Raw genomic sequence first — 15661 nt, 5'->3', positions numbered from 1 at the left:
TTCCACAAAGTGTTGGTGAACTTCCTGGTCTTTTATAGTATAATATAACAAAAGAGAGGCGGTGGATACGATGAAGAATTATTCAAAGGATATAAGCAGACAATATCATATTCAGGTGGCCAACGGGGAAGTCGGCCGTTATGTCATTCTCCCGGGAGATCCAAAGCGCTGCAAAAAAATAGCACAGTATTTTGAAGATCCGGTAATGATTGCAGATAACCGGGAATTTATCACTTATACAGGAACTTTAGACGGCATAAAGGTAAGTGTTACATCTACCGGAATCGGGGGACCATCAGCAGCAATTGCGATGGAAGAATTAGCCAGATGTGGAGCAGATACATTTGTACGGATCGGAACCTGCGGTGGGATACAGCCGGAAGTAAAAAGTGGGGACATTGTAGTTGCTACGGGTGCTGTCAGAATGGAAGGGACAAGCAAAGAATATGCGCCGATCGAATATCCGGCGGTGGCAGATCTTATGGTGATGAACGCACTGGTCAGTGCGGCGAAGGAAAAGGGCTGTGAATTTTATACCGGAGTGGTACAGTCAAAAGATGCATTTTACGGACAGCATGAGCCGGAGAAGATGCCGGCAGGTTATGAACTGATCAATAAATGGGAAGCCTGGAAGAAACTGGGATGTCTGGCATCAGAGATGGAGACGGCAGCACTTTACATTGTGGCAGCAAAGCTTCATGTACGCGTGGGTGCGTGTTTCCTTGTAATGGCAAATCAGGAAAGAGAAAAACTGGGACTTGAAAATCCGGTAGTACATGATACAGATATGGCAGTACAGGTGGCAGTGGAAGCCATCAGAAAGTTGATCAAAGAGGATCGGTAAATGAAAGAAACAATATATAAACGAATCTTTGTGATCGTTCTGGATTCGCTCGGAATTGGCGCAATGCCTGATTCTGAGAAATTCGGTGACAGGGATGTAGATACATTTGGTCATATTTTAGACAGAATGGGAACACTGGAGATTCCAAATCTTCAGAAGCTTGGTATGCTGAATCTGCATACCGGGGGAAAGATGTATGGAATCGAGAATCCGGTTGGAAAAATTACCAGACTGAAAGAGGCGAGTAACGGAAAAGATACGATGACCGGACACTGGGAAATGATGGGAATTTATACAGAAAAACCATTTAAAACCTTTACCGAACATGGATTTCCACCGGAACTGATCACAGAACTGGAAAAACGTTGTGGGAAAAAAGTGATTGGAAACCGTAGTGAGAGCGGAACAAAGATCATTGAAGAACTTGGGGGAGAAGAAATTGAAACAGGTGCAATGATTGTCTATACCTCTGCGGATTCTGTATTGCAGATTTGTGGAAATGAAGAGACATTTGATCTGGCAAATCTGTACCGGTGTTGTGAGATCGCAAGAGAGATCACGATGAAGGATGAATGGCGCGTGGGACGAGTCATTGCAAGACCGTATGTAGGAAAGAAAAAAGGCGAATTTAAAAGAACCAGCAACCGCAGGGATTATGCACTTGAGCCGACCGGAAAGACTGCACTTGACGCATTGAAAGATGCGGGAAAGGATGTGATCGCAGTCGGAAAGATCCATGATATCTTTTGCGGGGAAGGAATCACAGAATCGTATCATTCCAACAGCTCCGTGCATGGAATGGAGCAGACCATTGAGATTTGCAAAAAAGATTTTGACGGACTGTGCTTTGTAAATCTGGTTGATTTTGATGCACAGTGGGGACACCGGCGCGATCCGGTTGGCTACGGACATGAGATTGAGAGATTTGATAAAAATCTTGGAATTTTGCTGGATGATCTGCGGGAGGATGATCTTCTTATTATTACCGCCGATCATGGAAACGATCCGACCTACACCGGAACCGATCATACACGGGAATATGTACCGTTTTTGGCGTATTCCAAAAAGATGGATGAGGGTGGCGTGATTATGGAGGAAAATACCTTTGCAGTGATCGGGGCAACGGTCACCGATAATTTTGGTGTAAAAATGCCGGAAGGAACGATCGGGCATTCGATTCTGAATGAACTTATTTAGCAAGAAAAAGCAGGAAAAAAGAGAATGAAAAAAGAACAAATTAAAAAAATGATAGAAATCGCGCTTTCTCAGCTTGCATATTCTTATACCCCTTATTCTGACTTTAAAGTGGGAGCTGCGCTGCTTGGAAAGAATGGACGGATATATACGGGATGCAATATTGAAAATGCGGCTTATACACCGACAAACTGTGCGGAGCGTACCGCATTTTTCAAGGCAGTCAGCGAAGGAGTAAAAGAATTTGATGCAATCTGTATTGTAGGGGGAAAGGGCGGTGTTGTGACAGAGTATGCACCGCCGTGCGGAGTATGCAGGCAGGTCATGATGGAATTCTGCGATCCGGAGACATTTCAGATCATTCTTGCAGTAGATGCAAAGCATTATGATATCTATACCTTGAAAGAAATGTTGCCAAAAGGTTTCGGACCATCCAATCTTACAGAATGAGAAAGGACTCTGACTCCAAAAGAAGATTTTTGAAGAAAAGGAAAAAAGAAGGAATGAAAAATGACACAGGAAACCTTGAAAGAATTACCAAAGATTGAGCTTCACTGTCATCTGGACGGTTCTCTTAGCAGACCATTTATTGAAAAAAGGCTTGGAAGAACTGTAAGACCTGAAGAACTCAGTGTTTCAGAAAACTGTACAAGTCTGAATGAATATCTGGAAAAATTTGACCTTCCCGGCAGATGCATTATGGATGAAGAGGGACTTTCCGGAGCTGCGTATGATCTGCTCTCCCAGATGAACGAAGAAAATGTCTGTTATGCGGAGATCCGTTTTGCTCCACTTCTGTCAGAGACAAAAAAGATGGACAGCCGGAAGGTGATCGAAGCAGTAATCAGCGGAATGGAGCAGGGGAAAAAAGATTTTGGAATCGAGTATGGTGTGATCGTCTGTGCAATGCGGCATCACAGCGCTGAGGATAATATGCGGATGATCAAGACGGCAAGAGAATATCTGGGATCCGGAGTTTGTGCAGCAGATCTTGCAGGAGCAGAAGCATTGTATCCGATGTCTGAATTTATGGATATTTTTACAGAGACAAAGAAGATGGGAATGCCATTTACACTCCATGCCGGAGAATGTGGAAATCCACAGAATGTCATAGATTCGATAAACGTGGGAGCTGGAAGGATCGGGCATGGGATCGCGATGCGTGGCAACCAGGAGATCCGGAAAATGGTCAAAAAAGCAGGTATTGGTATCGAGATGTGTCCGATCAGCAATTTACAGACCAAATCTGTAAACAGCATGGCGGAATATCCGATGCGGGAATTTCTGGATGCAGGCTTAAAAGTATCGGTCAACACAGATAACCGAACGGTAAGTAACACCAGCCTTACGAAAGAATTGGAATTTATTCAGAAAAATTATGGAATCCGGGACGAAGAAATCCTTCAGATGATGAAAAATGCAATTGATACTGCATTTGCCGATGATTCTATAAAAGATAAAATTTGCAAAATGCTGAAATAAAGAAACTATAAACAGAGAGGATTGACTCTGAAGAATAATAGAAAAGAGGAATTCTGTATGAGCAATGAAATTTATGAAAAGCTGGAAATATGCCGGAAAAGCATTCTCCAAAAAACGAATTTTAAACCGGAAGTGGCGGTGATTCTTGGCTCCGGTCTTGGCGAATACGCATCAAAAATCAAGATAGAACAGATCATTCCATATACAGAAATTGAAGGTTTTCCGGTGTCGACAGTTGTGGGACATAAAGGACAATTTGTATTTGGTTATGTAAAAGAAGTTCCGGTTGTGATCATGCAGGGACGTGTGCATTATTATGAAGGGTATCCGGTAACAGATGTGGTGCTTCCGGTGCGGCTGATGGGAATGTTAGGCGCAAAGAAGCTGATTCTTACCAATGCATCAGGCGGAATCAATACCGGATTCCATCCGGGCGATCTCATGCTCATCACAGACCAGATTATGAGTGGAATCCCTAATCCACTGATCGGTGCCAATGTTGAAGAACTTGGAACCCGTTTTCCGGATATGAGTGAAGCCTATAGTGAACGGATGCAGCAGATCATAAAGAAAGAAGCCCAAAAACTCGGCATTCCTCTGAAAGAAGGTGTATACCTTCAGCTTACCGGTCCATCTTATGAGACCCCGGCAGAAATCCGTATGTACCGCACCTGTGGGGCTGATGCCGTAGGCATGAGCACCGCCTGCGAGACGATCGCTGCGCGCCACATGGGAATCGAAGTCTGTGGCATCTCCTGTATCACCAACCTCGCCGCCGGCATGACATCACAACATCTGAACCACCAGGAAGTCCAACAAACCGCCGACCGGGTGGCTGAGCAATTCCAGGAATTACTGACAGCAATCATTACCCACGTATAAGAAACGGAACATATATCTGAATTTACCCAGAACCAGGTCCAAGGTTCCGGATTTTCCGGAACCCGCCGACCGTCCTCTTGCAATTCCGAGTTGAGGCATTGTGTAAGAATTTTGCCAACGAGGTCATTAACAGTAGAAAGACAAAGAGCATAAAATACCGCATACAGTATTTTATGCTCTTTGTCTCACCACTATTTTCAAAATTTTACTCAACCTCAAACGGAATCTCGTACTTTGCAAAAATCCGCTGCGCCATCTTGTCCCATGCCTGCTCCAGCGATTTGTCCAGCGTGAACAGGTTCATAGATGTTCCTGTCGTACAGCTAAGTTTTGTCCCGTCATATTTAAAATTCAGGTACAGTCCCTGCACATCTGCCGGAGCAAATGAAAGATGTTCCTGTTCGAGAAGCCGTGCAATATTCGGTGCTGACATAGAAAGAACAAAATGAAATCCCAGCGGAGTACGCTTTCCTTTGATCAGAGAAAGACAAAACTCGCGAAGTTCCTTCCAGAGAGCATATTCCCGGTCATCCAGAGCTTCTTTTTCTTCAGCACTGAAGAAATCTTTTTTCAGTCGTCCGTTGAATTGAAAGGTATTAAAAGTTGTGATATCTCCTTCAATAAATAAAAAGGAATCAAATGCAGGATGCAGTAAAAGTGCGTTCATGCATTTTTTTGTATCCAGAGAAAAAATAAGCATAGACTTCCTCCCGTCATCAGTGTAATAGTATCAGTATAGCATAAATCTTGAGATATGCATAAGAATTTGATACAATACGGGAAAGAAAAAGGATGGATAACAAGATGAAAATAGAATTAAACCGGGATCAGATCAAATACATTGCAGTGTTTACTATGCTGCTCAATCACGTTGCAAATATATTTCTGCAACCAGGAACCTTTGCCTGCGAAGCGCTAAAGGATATCGGTTATTTTACAGCACCGGTCATGTGCTGGTTTCTGGTTGAGGGATACCGCTATACAAGGTCAGTAAAAAAATATGCCGGAAGACTGCTGATTTTTGCTGTTATTTCACAGCTTCCGTATTATCTGGCATTTGCGCGGAATCATCTGGCACCGTGGTATACCTTAAATATGATGTTTACACTTTTTCTGTGTCTGTGTCTGCTGATTGCAGAGGAAAAAATATTAGATCCGGGCAAGAAAAGTCTGGTTGTGCTGGGAATTATAGCAGTAAGCAGTATCTGTGACTGGGCAATTCTGGCTCCCTTGTATACGCTTTGGTTTTACCGGGCAGGAGAGGATCCAAAGCGCCGGAAAAAGGTATTTTTTATTGCGGCACTTGTTCTGGGGATTACGGTGACAGCCGAACTTCCGGGAGCAACAGGATTGGCATCAGGAGCCGGGGCAATGATCGCAGTACTGGCAGCGGGAGCCTGTGTTTTGGTATTTTATAACGGAAAAAAATCACAGAAACATTTTCTTGTGAAAAAGTATTTTTTTTACGTGTTTTACCCTGCACATTTGGTGATTTTGGCATTATTAAAGATTTGACTTTTATAATAGAAGAAAGTAAAATGAATAAGTTAGAGTATTTATCACTTGATTCAATGAAAATGAAACTCATATTTTAATAAAAGATAGGATGCATAGCATGAAGAAAAGAACGATGGAGAAAGAACATCAGGCAGAAGAAAGAAGAAAAAAAGTTCTGATGGAAATTGCAGGAGCGGTTGTTGTACTGACTGTAATTGTAAGTATTGGTCTTTCGCATCTTGGAACAGATAAGGTGAATACATCAGCAGGAGTAACAGCAATCAAGAAGTTAGAAAAAGCAGATGTATCTGAGGTGGAGACCAAAATTTCAAATATTGAAAAAGAAGAAAAACAGGCGATAGAGGACTGGCAGAACCGTCCGTTGTCCGAAAAATTTGCGCATGCGGTGATTCTCGGAGATTCGATCACAACCGGTTTTACCGTATATGATGTGCTTGATACTTCTAAGGTTGTAGCGGAAAAGGGAATGCACCTTGATCAGACCGGTGATCTGATCAGGACAGCAGCAGAATTAAAGCCGGAAGTCCTTTTTCTGGCACTTGGACTGAATGATATTTCCGGAACAGATGGAGATACAGATGCATTTATTGAAAAGTACAAAGCGGTACTTGCAAATGTGCGTGAGCAGATGCCGGATGCAGTGATCTACATCAACTGTGTTCTTCCTGTTTCCGCCCAAAAAGAAGAAGAAGAGCCGGTTTATGCCAAGATTCCGGATTATAATACCGCACTTAAAGCAATGTGCGATGAAGAAGGAATTACATTTATCGATAATACAGAGATCGTAAAAGATGAGTATTATGAGCAGGATGGCGAGCATATGAAGGCGGAGTATTATCCAATCTGGGCAGAACATATGGCGGAGGTGGCCGGAATATGACAAAGAAAAAAGGGGAATTTACAGTTCTGCGTAATATCAGAGCTGGGATGGTAATTATTTTGCTTATCTATATTGGTCTGATCTTTCAGTCTAAGGGAGACAGCGATACACCGTTTGCAGATGTACAGAAAGCGGTTGTGGATGCGGCAGATGACAAGAACATGACACTTGCCGGAACCCAGGAAATCAAGAGATTCTATGGGATCAATCCAAAGGATTATGAAGATATAACACTGTATTATACGAATGAAACAATGGGAGTCAACGAGCTCCTTCTGGTGAAAACAAAGGACGAGAATGAGGCAGAGGCAGTTGAGAAAGCCGCAGAACAGCGAAAAAAGACACAGCTCGATAATTTTGAAGGATATGGGGCCGAGCAGGTAAAGCTTCTGGATGCTTCGATCATTAAGACGAAAGGTACATACGTGCTTTTTGTTATTTCACCAAAAGCTGAAACTGTAGAAAAGGCGTTTACAAAGAGCCTGAAGTAGATAAAAGGAAACGAAAAAGTTATGTTATTTAGTAGTCTGGTATTTTTGTTTACATTTTTGCCAATTACACTGTTGGTATATTATTTGGTACCGCGTAAGGTAAAAAATGTGGTACTTTTGATCGCTTCCCTCATATTTTATGCGTGGGGAGAGCCGGTCTATATCTTCCTGATGCTGATTTCCATTCTGTTCAATTATTTTTGCGGAATGGACATTGCATTAAAAGCAGGAAGAAAATCGCAGGTGCGCAGTCTGATCTTTACGATCGTTGTAAACCTGTTTATTCTTGGATTTTTCAAATATTACGGATTTATCGTAACAAATTTAAATGCGATCCTTCCGTTCTATATTCCATATAGAAAACTGGAACTCCCAATAGGAATTTCTTTCTATACTTTCCAGACATTGTCTTACATCATTGATGTATATAGGGGAAATGTAGACGTACAGGTAAATCTGATTGATTTCGGAACCTATGTTACAATGTTCCCACAGCTGATCGCAGGTCCGATCGTACAGTATGCAGATGTGGAGAGACAACTGCGTGAAAGAAAGGAATCACTGACGAAGTTTGGATACGGTGCCTGGTTCTTTGTGATGGGACTGGCAAAGAAGGTGCTTTTGGCGAATACGATTGGTTCGATTTATGAAAATATCGCGGTGATGGATGGAATGTCAGTAGTGACTGCGTGGCTTGGATGTCTTGCCTACACTTTCCAGATTTATTTCGATTTCAGCGGTTATTCGGACATGGCAGTCGGCCTTGGAAAGATGTTCGGATTTGAGTTTATGCAGAACTTCAATTATCCGTATATTTCCAAAAGTGTTACCGAGTTCTGGAGAAGATGGCATATTTCGCTGGGATCATGGTTCCGCGAGTATGTGTATATTCCGCTTGGAGGAAACAGGGTAACGGTTCCGCGGCATTTACTGAATCTTCTGATTGTATGGTTCCTGACCGGTCTCTGGCACGGGGCAAGCTGGAACTTTGTAGTATGGGGGCTCTTCTACGGAGTGATCCTCATTACTGAAAAATATTTTACAGGAAAAATACTTGCAAAGCTGCCGGGGGCAGTCCAGACACTTTACACAATGATTCTGGTCATGCTCGGCTGGGTACTGTTCTTCAGCCCGACACTCGGAAGCGCACTTACCTGGATCGGCAATATGTTCGGACAGGGTGCAACCGGATTTATGGATAGCCAGGCATTGTACCTGATCATGCGAAACTGGCTCTTCTGGGTGGCAGGGATCATAGGAAGTACACCGTTTATGCATCTGCTCGGAAAGCGGCTGGTATTTAATGAAGAAAGACCGCATACGGTTCTGGCAGGCTGCCTGATGGCAGGACTGTTTGTGCTGTGTGTGGCATATCTGGTGACAGAAAGTTACAATCCATTTTTATATTTTAGATTTTAAGGAAAGACAATGGTAGAAAGAAAGAATAATAAACAAAAAAACAGAACAAAGTATTTTCTGCCAGGAGGGAAAAAACAGATCCAGGCAGTATGTGCGTTTTTATTTTTGGGAGTCCTTATTCTCAGCTGCGGAGTAAACCTTATGCATAAAGACAGGCAGATGTCAGAAAAAGAAATGCGTATGCTGGCGCAGAAACCGGAAATTTCTCTTTCCGGAATTGCTTCCGGAAGGTTTATGGAGCAGTACGAGGAGTATGTATCGGATCAGTTTGCAGGAAGAGATACCTGGGTAAGAATTAAGACATTTGCGGACAGTGTGGCGGGGAGGACAGAAGAAGGTGGTGTTTTCAAAGGAAAGGATCATTATCTGATGGAAGATGTTGCTGTGGCAGATGAAAGTGATCTGAAAGAGAATCTGGATGCAATGAAGAATTTTAAAGAGCGTTATCCGGATATCCAGATGCATATGATGCTGGTCCCGAATGCGGCAAATGTTATGGAGGACAAGCTTCCGGCATTTGCGGTGACTGCCAGTCAGAGCAGACAGATCAGCCGTGTAAAGGCAGAACTTGGAGATTCTTATGACTGGATCGATGCAGAAAAAGTATTGGATGCTCACAAGGATGAAGCAATTTATTATCACACGGATCATCACTGGACTTCTCTTGGTGCATGGTATGCATTCCAGGGAGCAAAGACGCAGCTTGGACTGGATAAGAGTGAAGAAATTAAGATGAAAGCCTATGCGGTATCGGATTCTTTTAACGGAACGTTATCCGCAAAGAGTGGATATGAGACAGATTATAAGGAACCAATCTATATTTATCTGCCAAAGAGTGCGGATGCACCACAGGTTGCAGTCAATTATGTGGAAGAACAGAAAAAGAGTGCTTCTATGTATGATTCATCCAAACTGGATGAGAGAGATCAATATTCCGTATTCTTCGGTGGAAATCATGCAATGATCGATATCCAGTCAACACAGACAGAAAAACGCAGACTTCTGGTGTTCAAAGATTCATATGCAAACTGTTTTCTTCCGCTTCTGGCTCCGTATTACCGGGAAATCGTTGTGATCGACCCTCGTTATTATACCGGTAAATTAAGTTCTGTGATGTCAGATAAACAGTTTGATGATGTGCTGTTCCTGTATAATGCCAATACATTCTTTGAAGACCGGATGCTGGCGGGGGTACTGGATGAGAATTAACAGGAGAAAAACATGGCAAATAAAATAGAAAAGCAGTTTCTGGACACGGAAAATAAAGGACCGGTCCGGCTGAACAAATATTTAAGTGAAGCTGGTGTATGTTCCAGAAGGGAAGCGGACAAACTGATAGCAGCCGGACAGGTGACGGTTGACGGTGTGCGTGCAGAGACCGGAATGAAGGTAGAGCCGTGGCAGGTTGTCCGGATTGGGAAAAAGCAGGTATCCAGACAGGAAGAGATGATCGTGCTTGCGGTCAATAAGCCACGTGGAATTGTCTGTACTGAGGAAAGACGGGAGAGAGACAGTATTGTACGATTTCTTAACTATCCGGTACGGATTACTTATGTAGGACGTCTGGATAAGGATTCGGAAGGACTGCTTCTGATGACGAACAACGGTGACATTATCAACCGGATGATGCGTGCGGCAAATAAACATGAAAAAGAATATAAAGTTACAGTTGATAAGCCCGTGACAGATAAATTTCTCAAGGAGATGGCAGGCGGTGTCCCGATCCTGGATACTGTCACAAGACCATGCCAGGTAGAAAAGCTTGGAAAATATAAATTTAAGATCATTCTGACACAGGGACTCAACCGGCAGATCCGCCGGATGTGTGAGGCACTTGGCTACGAGGTAAAGGAGCTTCGGAGAGTGCGGATCATGAATATCGAACTTGGTAATTTAAAGCCGGGAGAATACCGGAAGGTTACGGATCAGGAACTGAATGAACTCTATGAGCTGATCAGGGATTCAAAGTCAGAGCCTACACCGTGGAACAATAATTAAAAGTGTGGATTTGGATATGGATAAGATGAAAAGGATGCAGGAGCTGGTAGAGCTTCTGAATAAAGCCGGAAAAGCTTATTATCAGGATGCGCAGGAAATTATGAGCAATTATGAGTATGATGCGCTGTATGATGAACTGAAAGGTCTGGAAGAAGAGCTGGGAACCGTTATGGCTTCCAGTCCGACTGTGAATGTAGGATATGAAGTATTAAGTGAGCTTCCGAAAGAACGTCATGAGTCACCGATGCTTTCTCTTGACAAGACAAAAGAAGTGACAAGGCTGAAGGAATTTGTTGGAGACCAGACGGCTGTGATCTCATGGAAGATGGATGGTCTGACGATTGTTCTGACCTATCGTGACGGCGAGCTTTTTAAGGCAGTTACAAGAGGAAATGGGGAAGTCGGTGAGGTCATTACCAACAATGCGAAAGTATTTAAAAATGTGCCGCTTCATATTCCGTATAAAGGGGAACTGATCCTGCGAGGGGAAGCGGTGATCGGTTACAAAGATTTTGAGCGGATCAATGAAGAAATTGATGACGTGGATGCAAAATATAAAAACCCACGGAATCTGTGCAGTGGTTCTGTCCGCCAGCTGAACAATAAGATTACGGCACAGAGAAACGTAAAATTCTATGCATTTACCCTGGTACGTGCAGAAAATGTGGATTTCCACAATTCCAGAAAAGAGCAGCTTGACTGGCTGGAACATCAGGGATTTGATGTGGTGGAGCATTATCTGGTGACAAGGGAAGAACTGGATGAGAAGGTTGCATTTTTTGCAGAAAAGATCGTAGAAAATGATTTTCCGTCAGATGGTCTGGTTCTTGTATATGATGACATTGCGTATGGGCAGTCGCTTGGGAGAACGGCAAAATTCCCACGTGATTCTTTTGCTTTCAAATGGGCAGATGAGATCCGCGAGACGCACCTTCTGGAGATTGAATGGAGTCCATCAAGAACAGGGCTTATTAATCCGGTAGCGATCTTTGAACCGGTAGAGCTGGAAGGAACAACGGTAAGCCGTGCAAGTGTACACAATTTAAGTATTATGGAGGAGCTGCATCTGGGAATCGGGGATACGATCGAAGTCTATAAGGCGAATATGATCATTCCGCAGATCGCGAAGAATCTGACCGGCAGTGACAATATTGAGATCCCGAAAGTCTGTCCGGTTTGTGGTGGAGCTACGGAGATCCGTCAGATGAATGATGCAAAGTCGTTGTATTGCACAAATCCGATGTGTCAGGCAAAAAGAATCAAATCCTTTGCATTGTTTGTCAGCAGGGATGCACTCAATATTGACGGGCTTTCTGAGGCAACACTGGAGAAATTTATTGCGAGAGGATTCATTCACAAATACAGAGATATCTTCCATCTGGATGTCTATCAGGAAGAAATTCAGACGATGGAAGGTTTTGGAGAAAAATCCTATGCGAACCTGATCGCAAGCGTGGATAAGGCGAGAAGTACAACCCTTGCTAAAGTAGTATATGGACTTGGGATTGCAGGAATCGGTCTTGCAAATGCAAAACTGATCTGTCGCCATTTTAAAAATGATGTGGAAAAAATGACAGGAGCATCTGAAGAAGAACTGAGTGATATCCAGGGTGTAGGTCCGGTGCTTGCGGCGGCATTTGTAAAATATTTTGTATCAGAGGAAAGAAAAAAGGAATTTAAGCTCCTTCTTGGAGAACTGGAGATCCAGCCGGAAGAGATGGCAGAAGAACAGAAATTTGCAGGTATGAGTTTCGTTGTCACTGGCAGCGTGAATCATTTTGCAAACCGGAATGAGGTAAAAGAACTGGTTGAGAAGATGGGTGGAAAAGTGACCGGATCTGTAACGAAGAAGACAAATTATCTGATCAACAATGATGTAGAGTCTGCTTCTTCCAAGAACAGAAAGGCGAAAGAACTTGGAGTGCCGATCATTTCAGAGGAAGAGTTTATAGAACTTGCAGGGGTGGAAATCGAATAAGAAGGACAGAGGAATCGTCTGAATACGACCGAGAAAAGGAGGACCAGCCAATGGCAGAAAATGACCAGAAGGACAAGACAGTTGAGAAAGTAACCGGTGAGGTAGAAAATACAGACAAAAAAGAAAATAACGAAGATCGCTATGAAAAGGTCTGCTTCATCTGTCACAGACCGGAGAGTGTGACCGGAAAGATGATCGATCTTCCGAACAATATCTGCGTGTGTCCGGACTGTATGCAAAAAAGCTTTGATGCAATGAACAATATGAATTTTGGCGGGATGGATTACAGCCAGTTTATGAACATGGGACCGATGATGGGATTTGGAGACATGGATGCACAGATCCCGAAGAGCCAGCGTGTGAAAAAGAAAAAGCCGGAAGAAGAAAAAGAACCGATCCTGAATATCAAGGATATTCCTGCTCCGCATAAGATCAAAGCGAAATTGGATGAATATGTAGTAGGACAGGAATACGCCAAGAAGGTAATGTCGGTTGCTGTATACAATCATTATAAAAGAGTGGCAACGGATACAATGGATGAGATTGAAATCGAGAAATCCAATATGCTGATGATCGGACCTACCGGATCTGGAAAGACGTATCTGGTAAAGACACTGGCAAAACTTCTGGATGTGCCGCTTGCAATTACAGATGCGACCTCGCTTACCGAGGCTGGCTACATAGGGGATGATATTGAAAGCGTAGTATCGAAGCTTCTTGCAGCTGCGGACAACGATGTAGATAAGGCGGAACAGGGGATTATCTTTATCGATGAGATCGATAAGATTGCGAAGAAGAAGAATACCAGCCAGAGAGATGTCAGCGGAGAATCCGTACAGCAGGGAATGTTAAAGCTGTTAGAAGGCAGCGAAGTGGAAGTGCCGGTAGGAGCCAACAGTAAGAATGCGATGGTTCCGCTCACTACAGTCAATACAAAGAATATCCTTTTTATCTGTGGCGGTGCGTTCCCGGATCTTGAGCAGATCATCAAGGAAAGACTGATGAAGAATTCTTCTATCGGGTTTGGAGCGGATCTGAAAGACAAATATGATCATGATAAGAAAATACTGGAGAAGGTGACGACAGAAGATCTGCGTAACTTCGGAATGATTCCGGAATTTCTGGGACGTCTCCCGATCGTATTTACGCTTCAGGGACTGGATGAAGAGATGATGGTTCAGATATTAAAAGAGCCGAAAAATGCGATCCTCAAGCAGTATCAGAAGCTTCTGGCACTGGATGAGGTCAATCTGAAATTCGATGATGGTGCACTTCATGCGATCGCAAGAAAGGCAATGAAGAAGGATACCGGAGCCCGTGCACTGCGTGCGATCATTGAAGAATTCATGCTGGATATTATGTATGAGATTCCGAAGGATGACAGCATCGGGGAAGTGACGATCACGGAGGCATATATCGAAGGAACCGGAGGACCGCTGATCGAGCTGAGAAGCCAGTCTGTACCAAGGCTTGAGCATCACTGAGTATAACAATAACCTTCATATATCAAAAAAACATGGCGGTTATACAAAAATAGAATGGGAAATATCCGTAAATTTAAGATTTACGGGTATTTTTTTGTTGAAAAATTGTATTAAAAGGTGTACATTAGACAATGTGTCTAAAAAAACAAGATATAAACAGGAGTGAGAGAGAATGGAGACTTATAAGTATTTACTGGATCTTGCAATTATTTTACTTTGTACTAAAGCACTTGGTCTTGCGACCAGAAAGGTACAGATGCCACAGGTTGTAGGGGCACTTCTTGCAGGCGTTCTTCTTGGACCGGCGATGCTTGGGATCCTGACAGAGACAAGCTTTATACACAACGTTGCAGAGATCGGTGTTATCGTGCTGATGTTTTGTGCAGGTCTGGAAACTGATATACAGGAATTGAAGGCAAGTGGAAAAGCATCCTTCGTTATTGCACTGATAGGTGTTATCGTTCCACTGATCGGCGGTTATGCGACTGCAATGTTCTTTAACCGTCCGGATGTGATCGCATCCGATGCATCCTGCAGCGTATTTTTGCAGAATATCTTTATCGGTGTTATCCTGACAGCAACTTCCGTAAGTATTACGGTAGAGACATTAAAAGAACTTGGTAAATTAAAAACCAAATCCGGAAATGCGATTCTTGGAGCTGCGATCATTGATGACGTGCTTGGTATCATTGCACTGACACTGGTAACAAGTATGGCAGATGAATCAGTAAAGATTTCAGTTGTATTACTGAAGATCGTTGCATTCTTCGCATTTGCAGGTGTGATCGGATTTATCTTTTACAAGATATTTAAAAAATGGACAGATCAGGCGGAAAAAGGACTCAGACGCCATGCAATCATGGCATTTGTATTCTGTCTGCTGATGGCTTATGTGGCAGAGAAATTCTTCGGTGTTGCAGATATCACTGGTGCATTTATTGCCGGACTGATCATTTCCAATACAAGTAAATCTGATTTTGTGCTGAAGAAATTTGATACCATGTCTTATATGCTGCTTTCACCGGTATTTTTCGCAAGTATCGGGCTGAAGGTAGAACTTCCGAAGATGAGTGCTGCAATTGTAGGCTTTGCAGTGATTCTTACCATTGTTGCGATCCTGACAAAGATCGTTGGCTGTGCCCTTGGTGCGAAGATGTGTGGATATAAGAATTATCAGTGTGCACGAATCGGTGTCGGAATGATCTCCCGTGGTGAGGTTGCGCTGATCGTTGCCAGCAAGGGAGAAGCACTCGGTATGATGGGCGGCAATTTCCTCGGACCGGTTATCATCGTGGTAGTGATCACAACGATCATCACACCAATTCTGCTGAAGATCGTATTCAAGAGCGGTCCGAATATAAGTACCCTGGAAAAAGGAAAAGAAGTGACTTCCTTCTACGAGGATATTGAAAAGAAACGTACCGAATAAAGAATGGATATGGAGTGCAAAATGCGTAACCGTCCAGTATCGTAGTATAAGAAAGAACAATC

Annotated in this window: 15 protein-coding genes; 14 read left to right on the top strand and 1 reads right to left on the bottom strand. The window is 43.2% G+C overall.

Annotated features, from left to right (window positions below):
• The first annotated feature begins 70 nt into the window (after positions 1-70).
• The 5 genes from udp to PG766_RS03715 are packed head-to-tail and all read left to right on the top strand — an operon-like array spanning position 71 to position 4402.
• A complete protein-coding gene (gene udp, locus PG766_RS03735) occupies positions 71-844 on the top strand; it encodes a uridine phosphorylase (RefSeq protein WP_118198503.1) in 774 nt (257 codons plus the stop codon).
• Entirely contained in the window at positions 845-2041 is a 1197-nt protein-coding gene (locus tag PG766_RS03730) for a phosphopentomutase (protein ID WP_118198504.1), read from the top strand.
• Between the two features lie 24 nt (positions 2042-2065).
• A complete protein-coding gene (locus tag PG766_RS03725) occupies positions 2066-2488 on the top strand; it encodes a cytidine deaminase (protein ID WP_055249114.1) in 423 nt (140 codons plus the stop codon).
• 60 nt (positions 2489-2548) lie between these two features.
• Positions 2549-3520, top strand: a complete 972-nt coding sequence (gene add, locus PG766_RS03720) for an adenosine deaminase (RefSeq protein ID WP_118198505.1) — start codon at positions 2549-2551, stop codon at positions 3518-3520.
• Positions 3521-3577: 57 nt separating this feature from the next.
• Complete coding sequence (locus PG766_RS03715) at positions 3578-4402, top strand: purine-nucleoside phosphorylase (RefSeq protein WP_055249118.1); 825 nt, start codon at positions 3578-3580, stop codon at positions 4400-4402.
• A gap of 205 nt (positions 4403-4607) precedes the next feature.
• Here PG766_RS03715 and PG766_RS03710 read toward each other — a convergent pair whose 3' ends face one another.
• A complete protein-coding gene (locus tag PG766_RS03710) occupies positions 4608-5102 on the bottom strand; it encodes a DUF5721 family protein (protein ID WP_022220846.1) in 495 nt (164 codons plus the stop codon).
• A 104-nt stretch (positions 5103-5206) separates the two neighbouring features.
• Here PG766_RS03710 and PG766_RS03705 point away from each other — a divergent pair, with 104 nt between their 5' ends.
• The 9 genes from PG766_RS03705 (at position 5207) to PG766_RS03665 (ending at position 15599) form a co-directional block, all read left to right on the top strand.
• Entirely contained in the window at positions 5207-5917 is a 711-nt protein-coding gene (locus tag PG766_RS03705; protein WP_182438578.1) for a TraX family protein, read from the top strand.
• A 100-nt stretch (positions 5918-6017) separates the two neighbouring features.
• Positions 6018-6800, top strand: a complete 783-nt coding sequence (locus PG766_RS03700; protein WP_182438579.1) for a GDSL-type esterase/lipase family protein — start codon at positions 6018-6020, stop codon at positions 6798-6800.
• On the top strand, positions 6797-7291 hold the full coding sequence (locus PG766_RS03695; protein WP_022220849.1) for a DUF4358 domain-containing protein: 495 nt from the start codon (positions 6797-6799) through the stop codon (positions 7289-7291). Before PG766_RS03700 ends, PG766_RS03695 begins: the two co-directional genes overlap by 4 nt.
• 21 nt (positions 7292-7312) lie before the next feature.
• Complete coding sequence (locus PG766_RS03690) at positions 7313-8710, top strand: MBOAT family O-acyltransferase (RefSeq protein ID WP_118198509.1); 1398 nt, start codon at positions 7313-7315, stop codon at positions 8708-8710.
• 141 nt (positions 8711-8851) lie between these two features.
• Entirely contained in the window at positions 8852-9919 is a 1068-nt protein-coding gene (locus PG766_RS03685) for a DHHW family protein (protein ID WP_055249146.1), read from the top strand.
• Positions 9920-9931: 12 nt separating this feature from the next.
• Positions 9932-10708: a pseudouridine synthase gene (locus tag PG766_RS03680; protein ID WP_118198510.1), complete on the top strand. Its 777-nt coding sequence runs from the start codon at positions 9932-9934 to the stop codon at positions 10706-10708.
• 16 nt (positions 10709-10724) lie between these two features.
• Positions 10725-12686 (top strand): NAD-dependent DNA ligase LigA, encoded by a 1962-nt coding sequence (gene ligA / locus PG766_RS03675; protein ID WP_118198511.1) that lies wholly within the window; start codon positions 10725-10727, stop codon positions 12684-12686.
• Between the two features lie 50 nt (positions 12687-12736).
• A complete protein-coding gene (gene clpX, locus PG766_RS03670; protein WP_055158510.1) occupies positions 12737-14170 on the top strand; it encodes an ATP-dependent Clp protease ATP-binding subunit ClpX in 1434 nt (477 codons plus the stop codon).
• Between the two features lie 172 nt (positions 14171-14342).
• Positions 14343-15599 (top strand): cation:proton antiporter, encoded by a 1257-nt coding sequence (locus PG766_RS03665; RefSeq protein ID WP_118198512.1) that lies wholly within the window; start codon positions 14343-14345, stop codon positions 15597-15599.
• Positions 15600-15661: the final 62 nt, after the last annotated feature.

Source organism: Coprococcus sp. LG101-27, from assembly GCF_027695515.1.
Lineage (GTDB): Bacteria > Bacillota > Clostridia > Lachnospirales > Lachnospiraceae > Allocoprococcus > Allocoprococcus comes.
The sequence above is the reverse complement of the archived record's forward strand: the minus strand, read 5'-3'. Positions and strand labels throughout refer to the sequence as shown.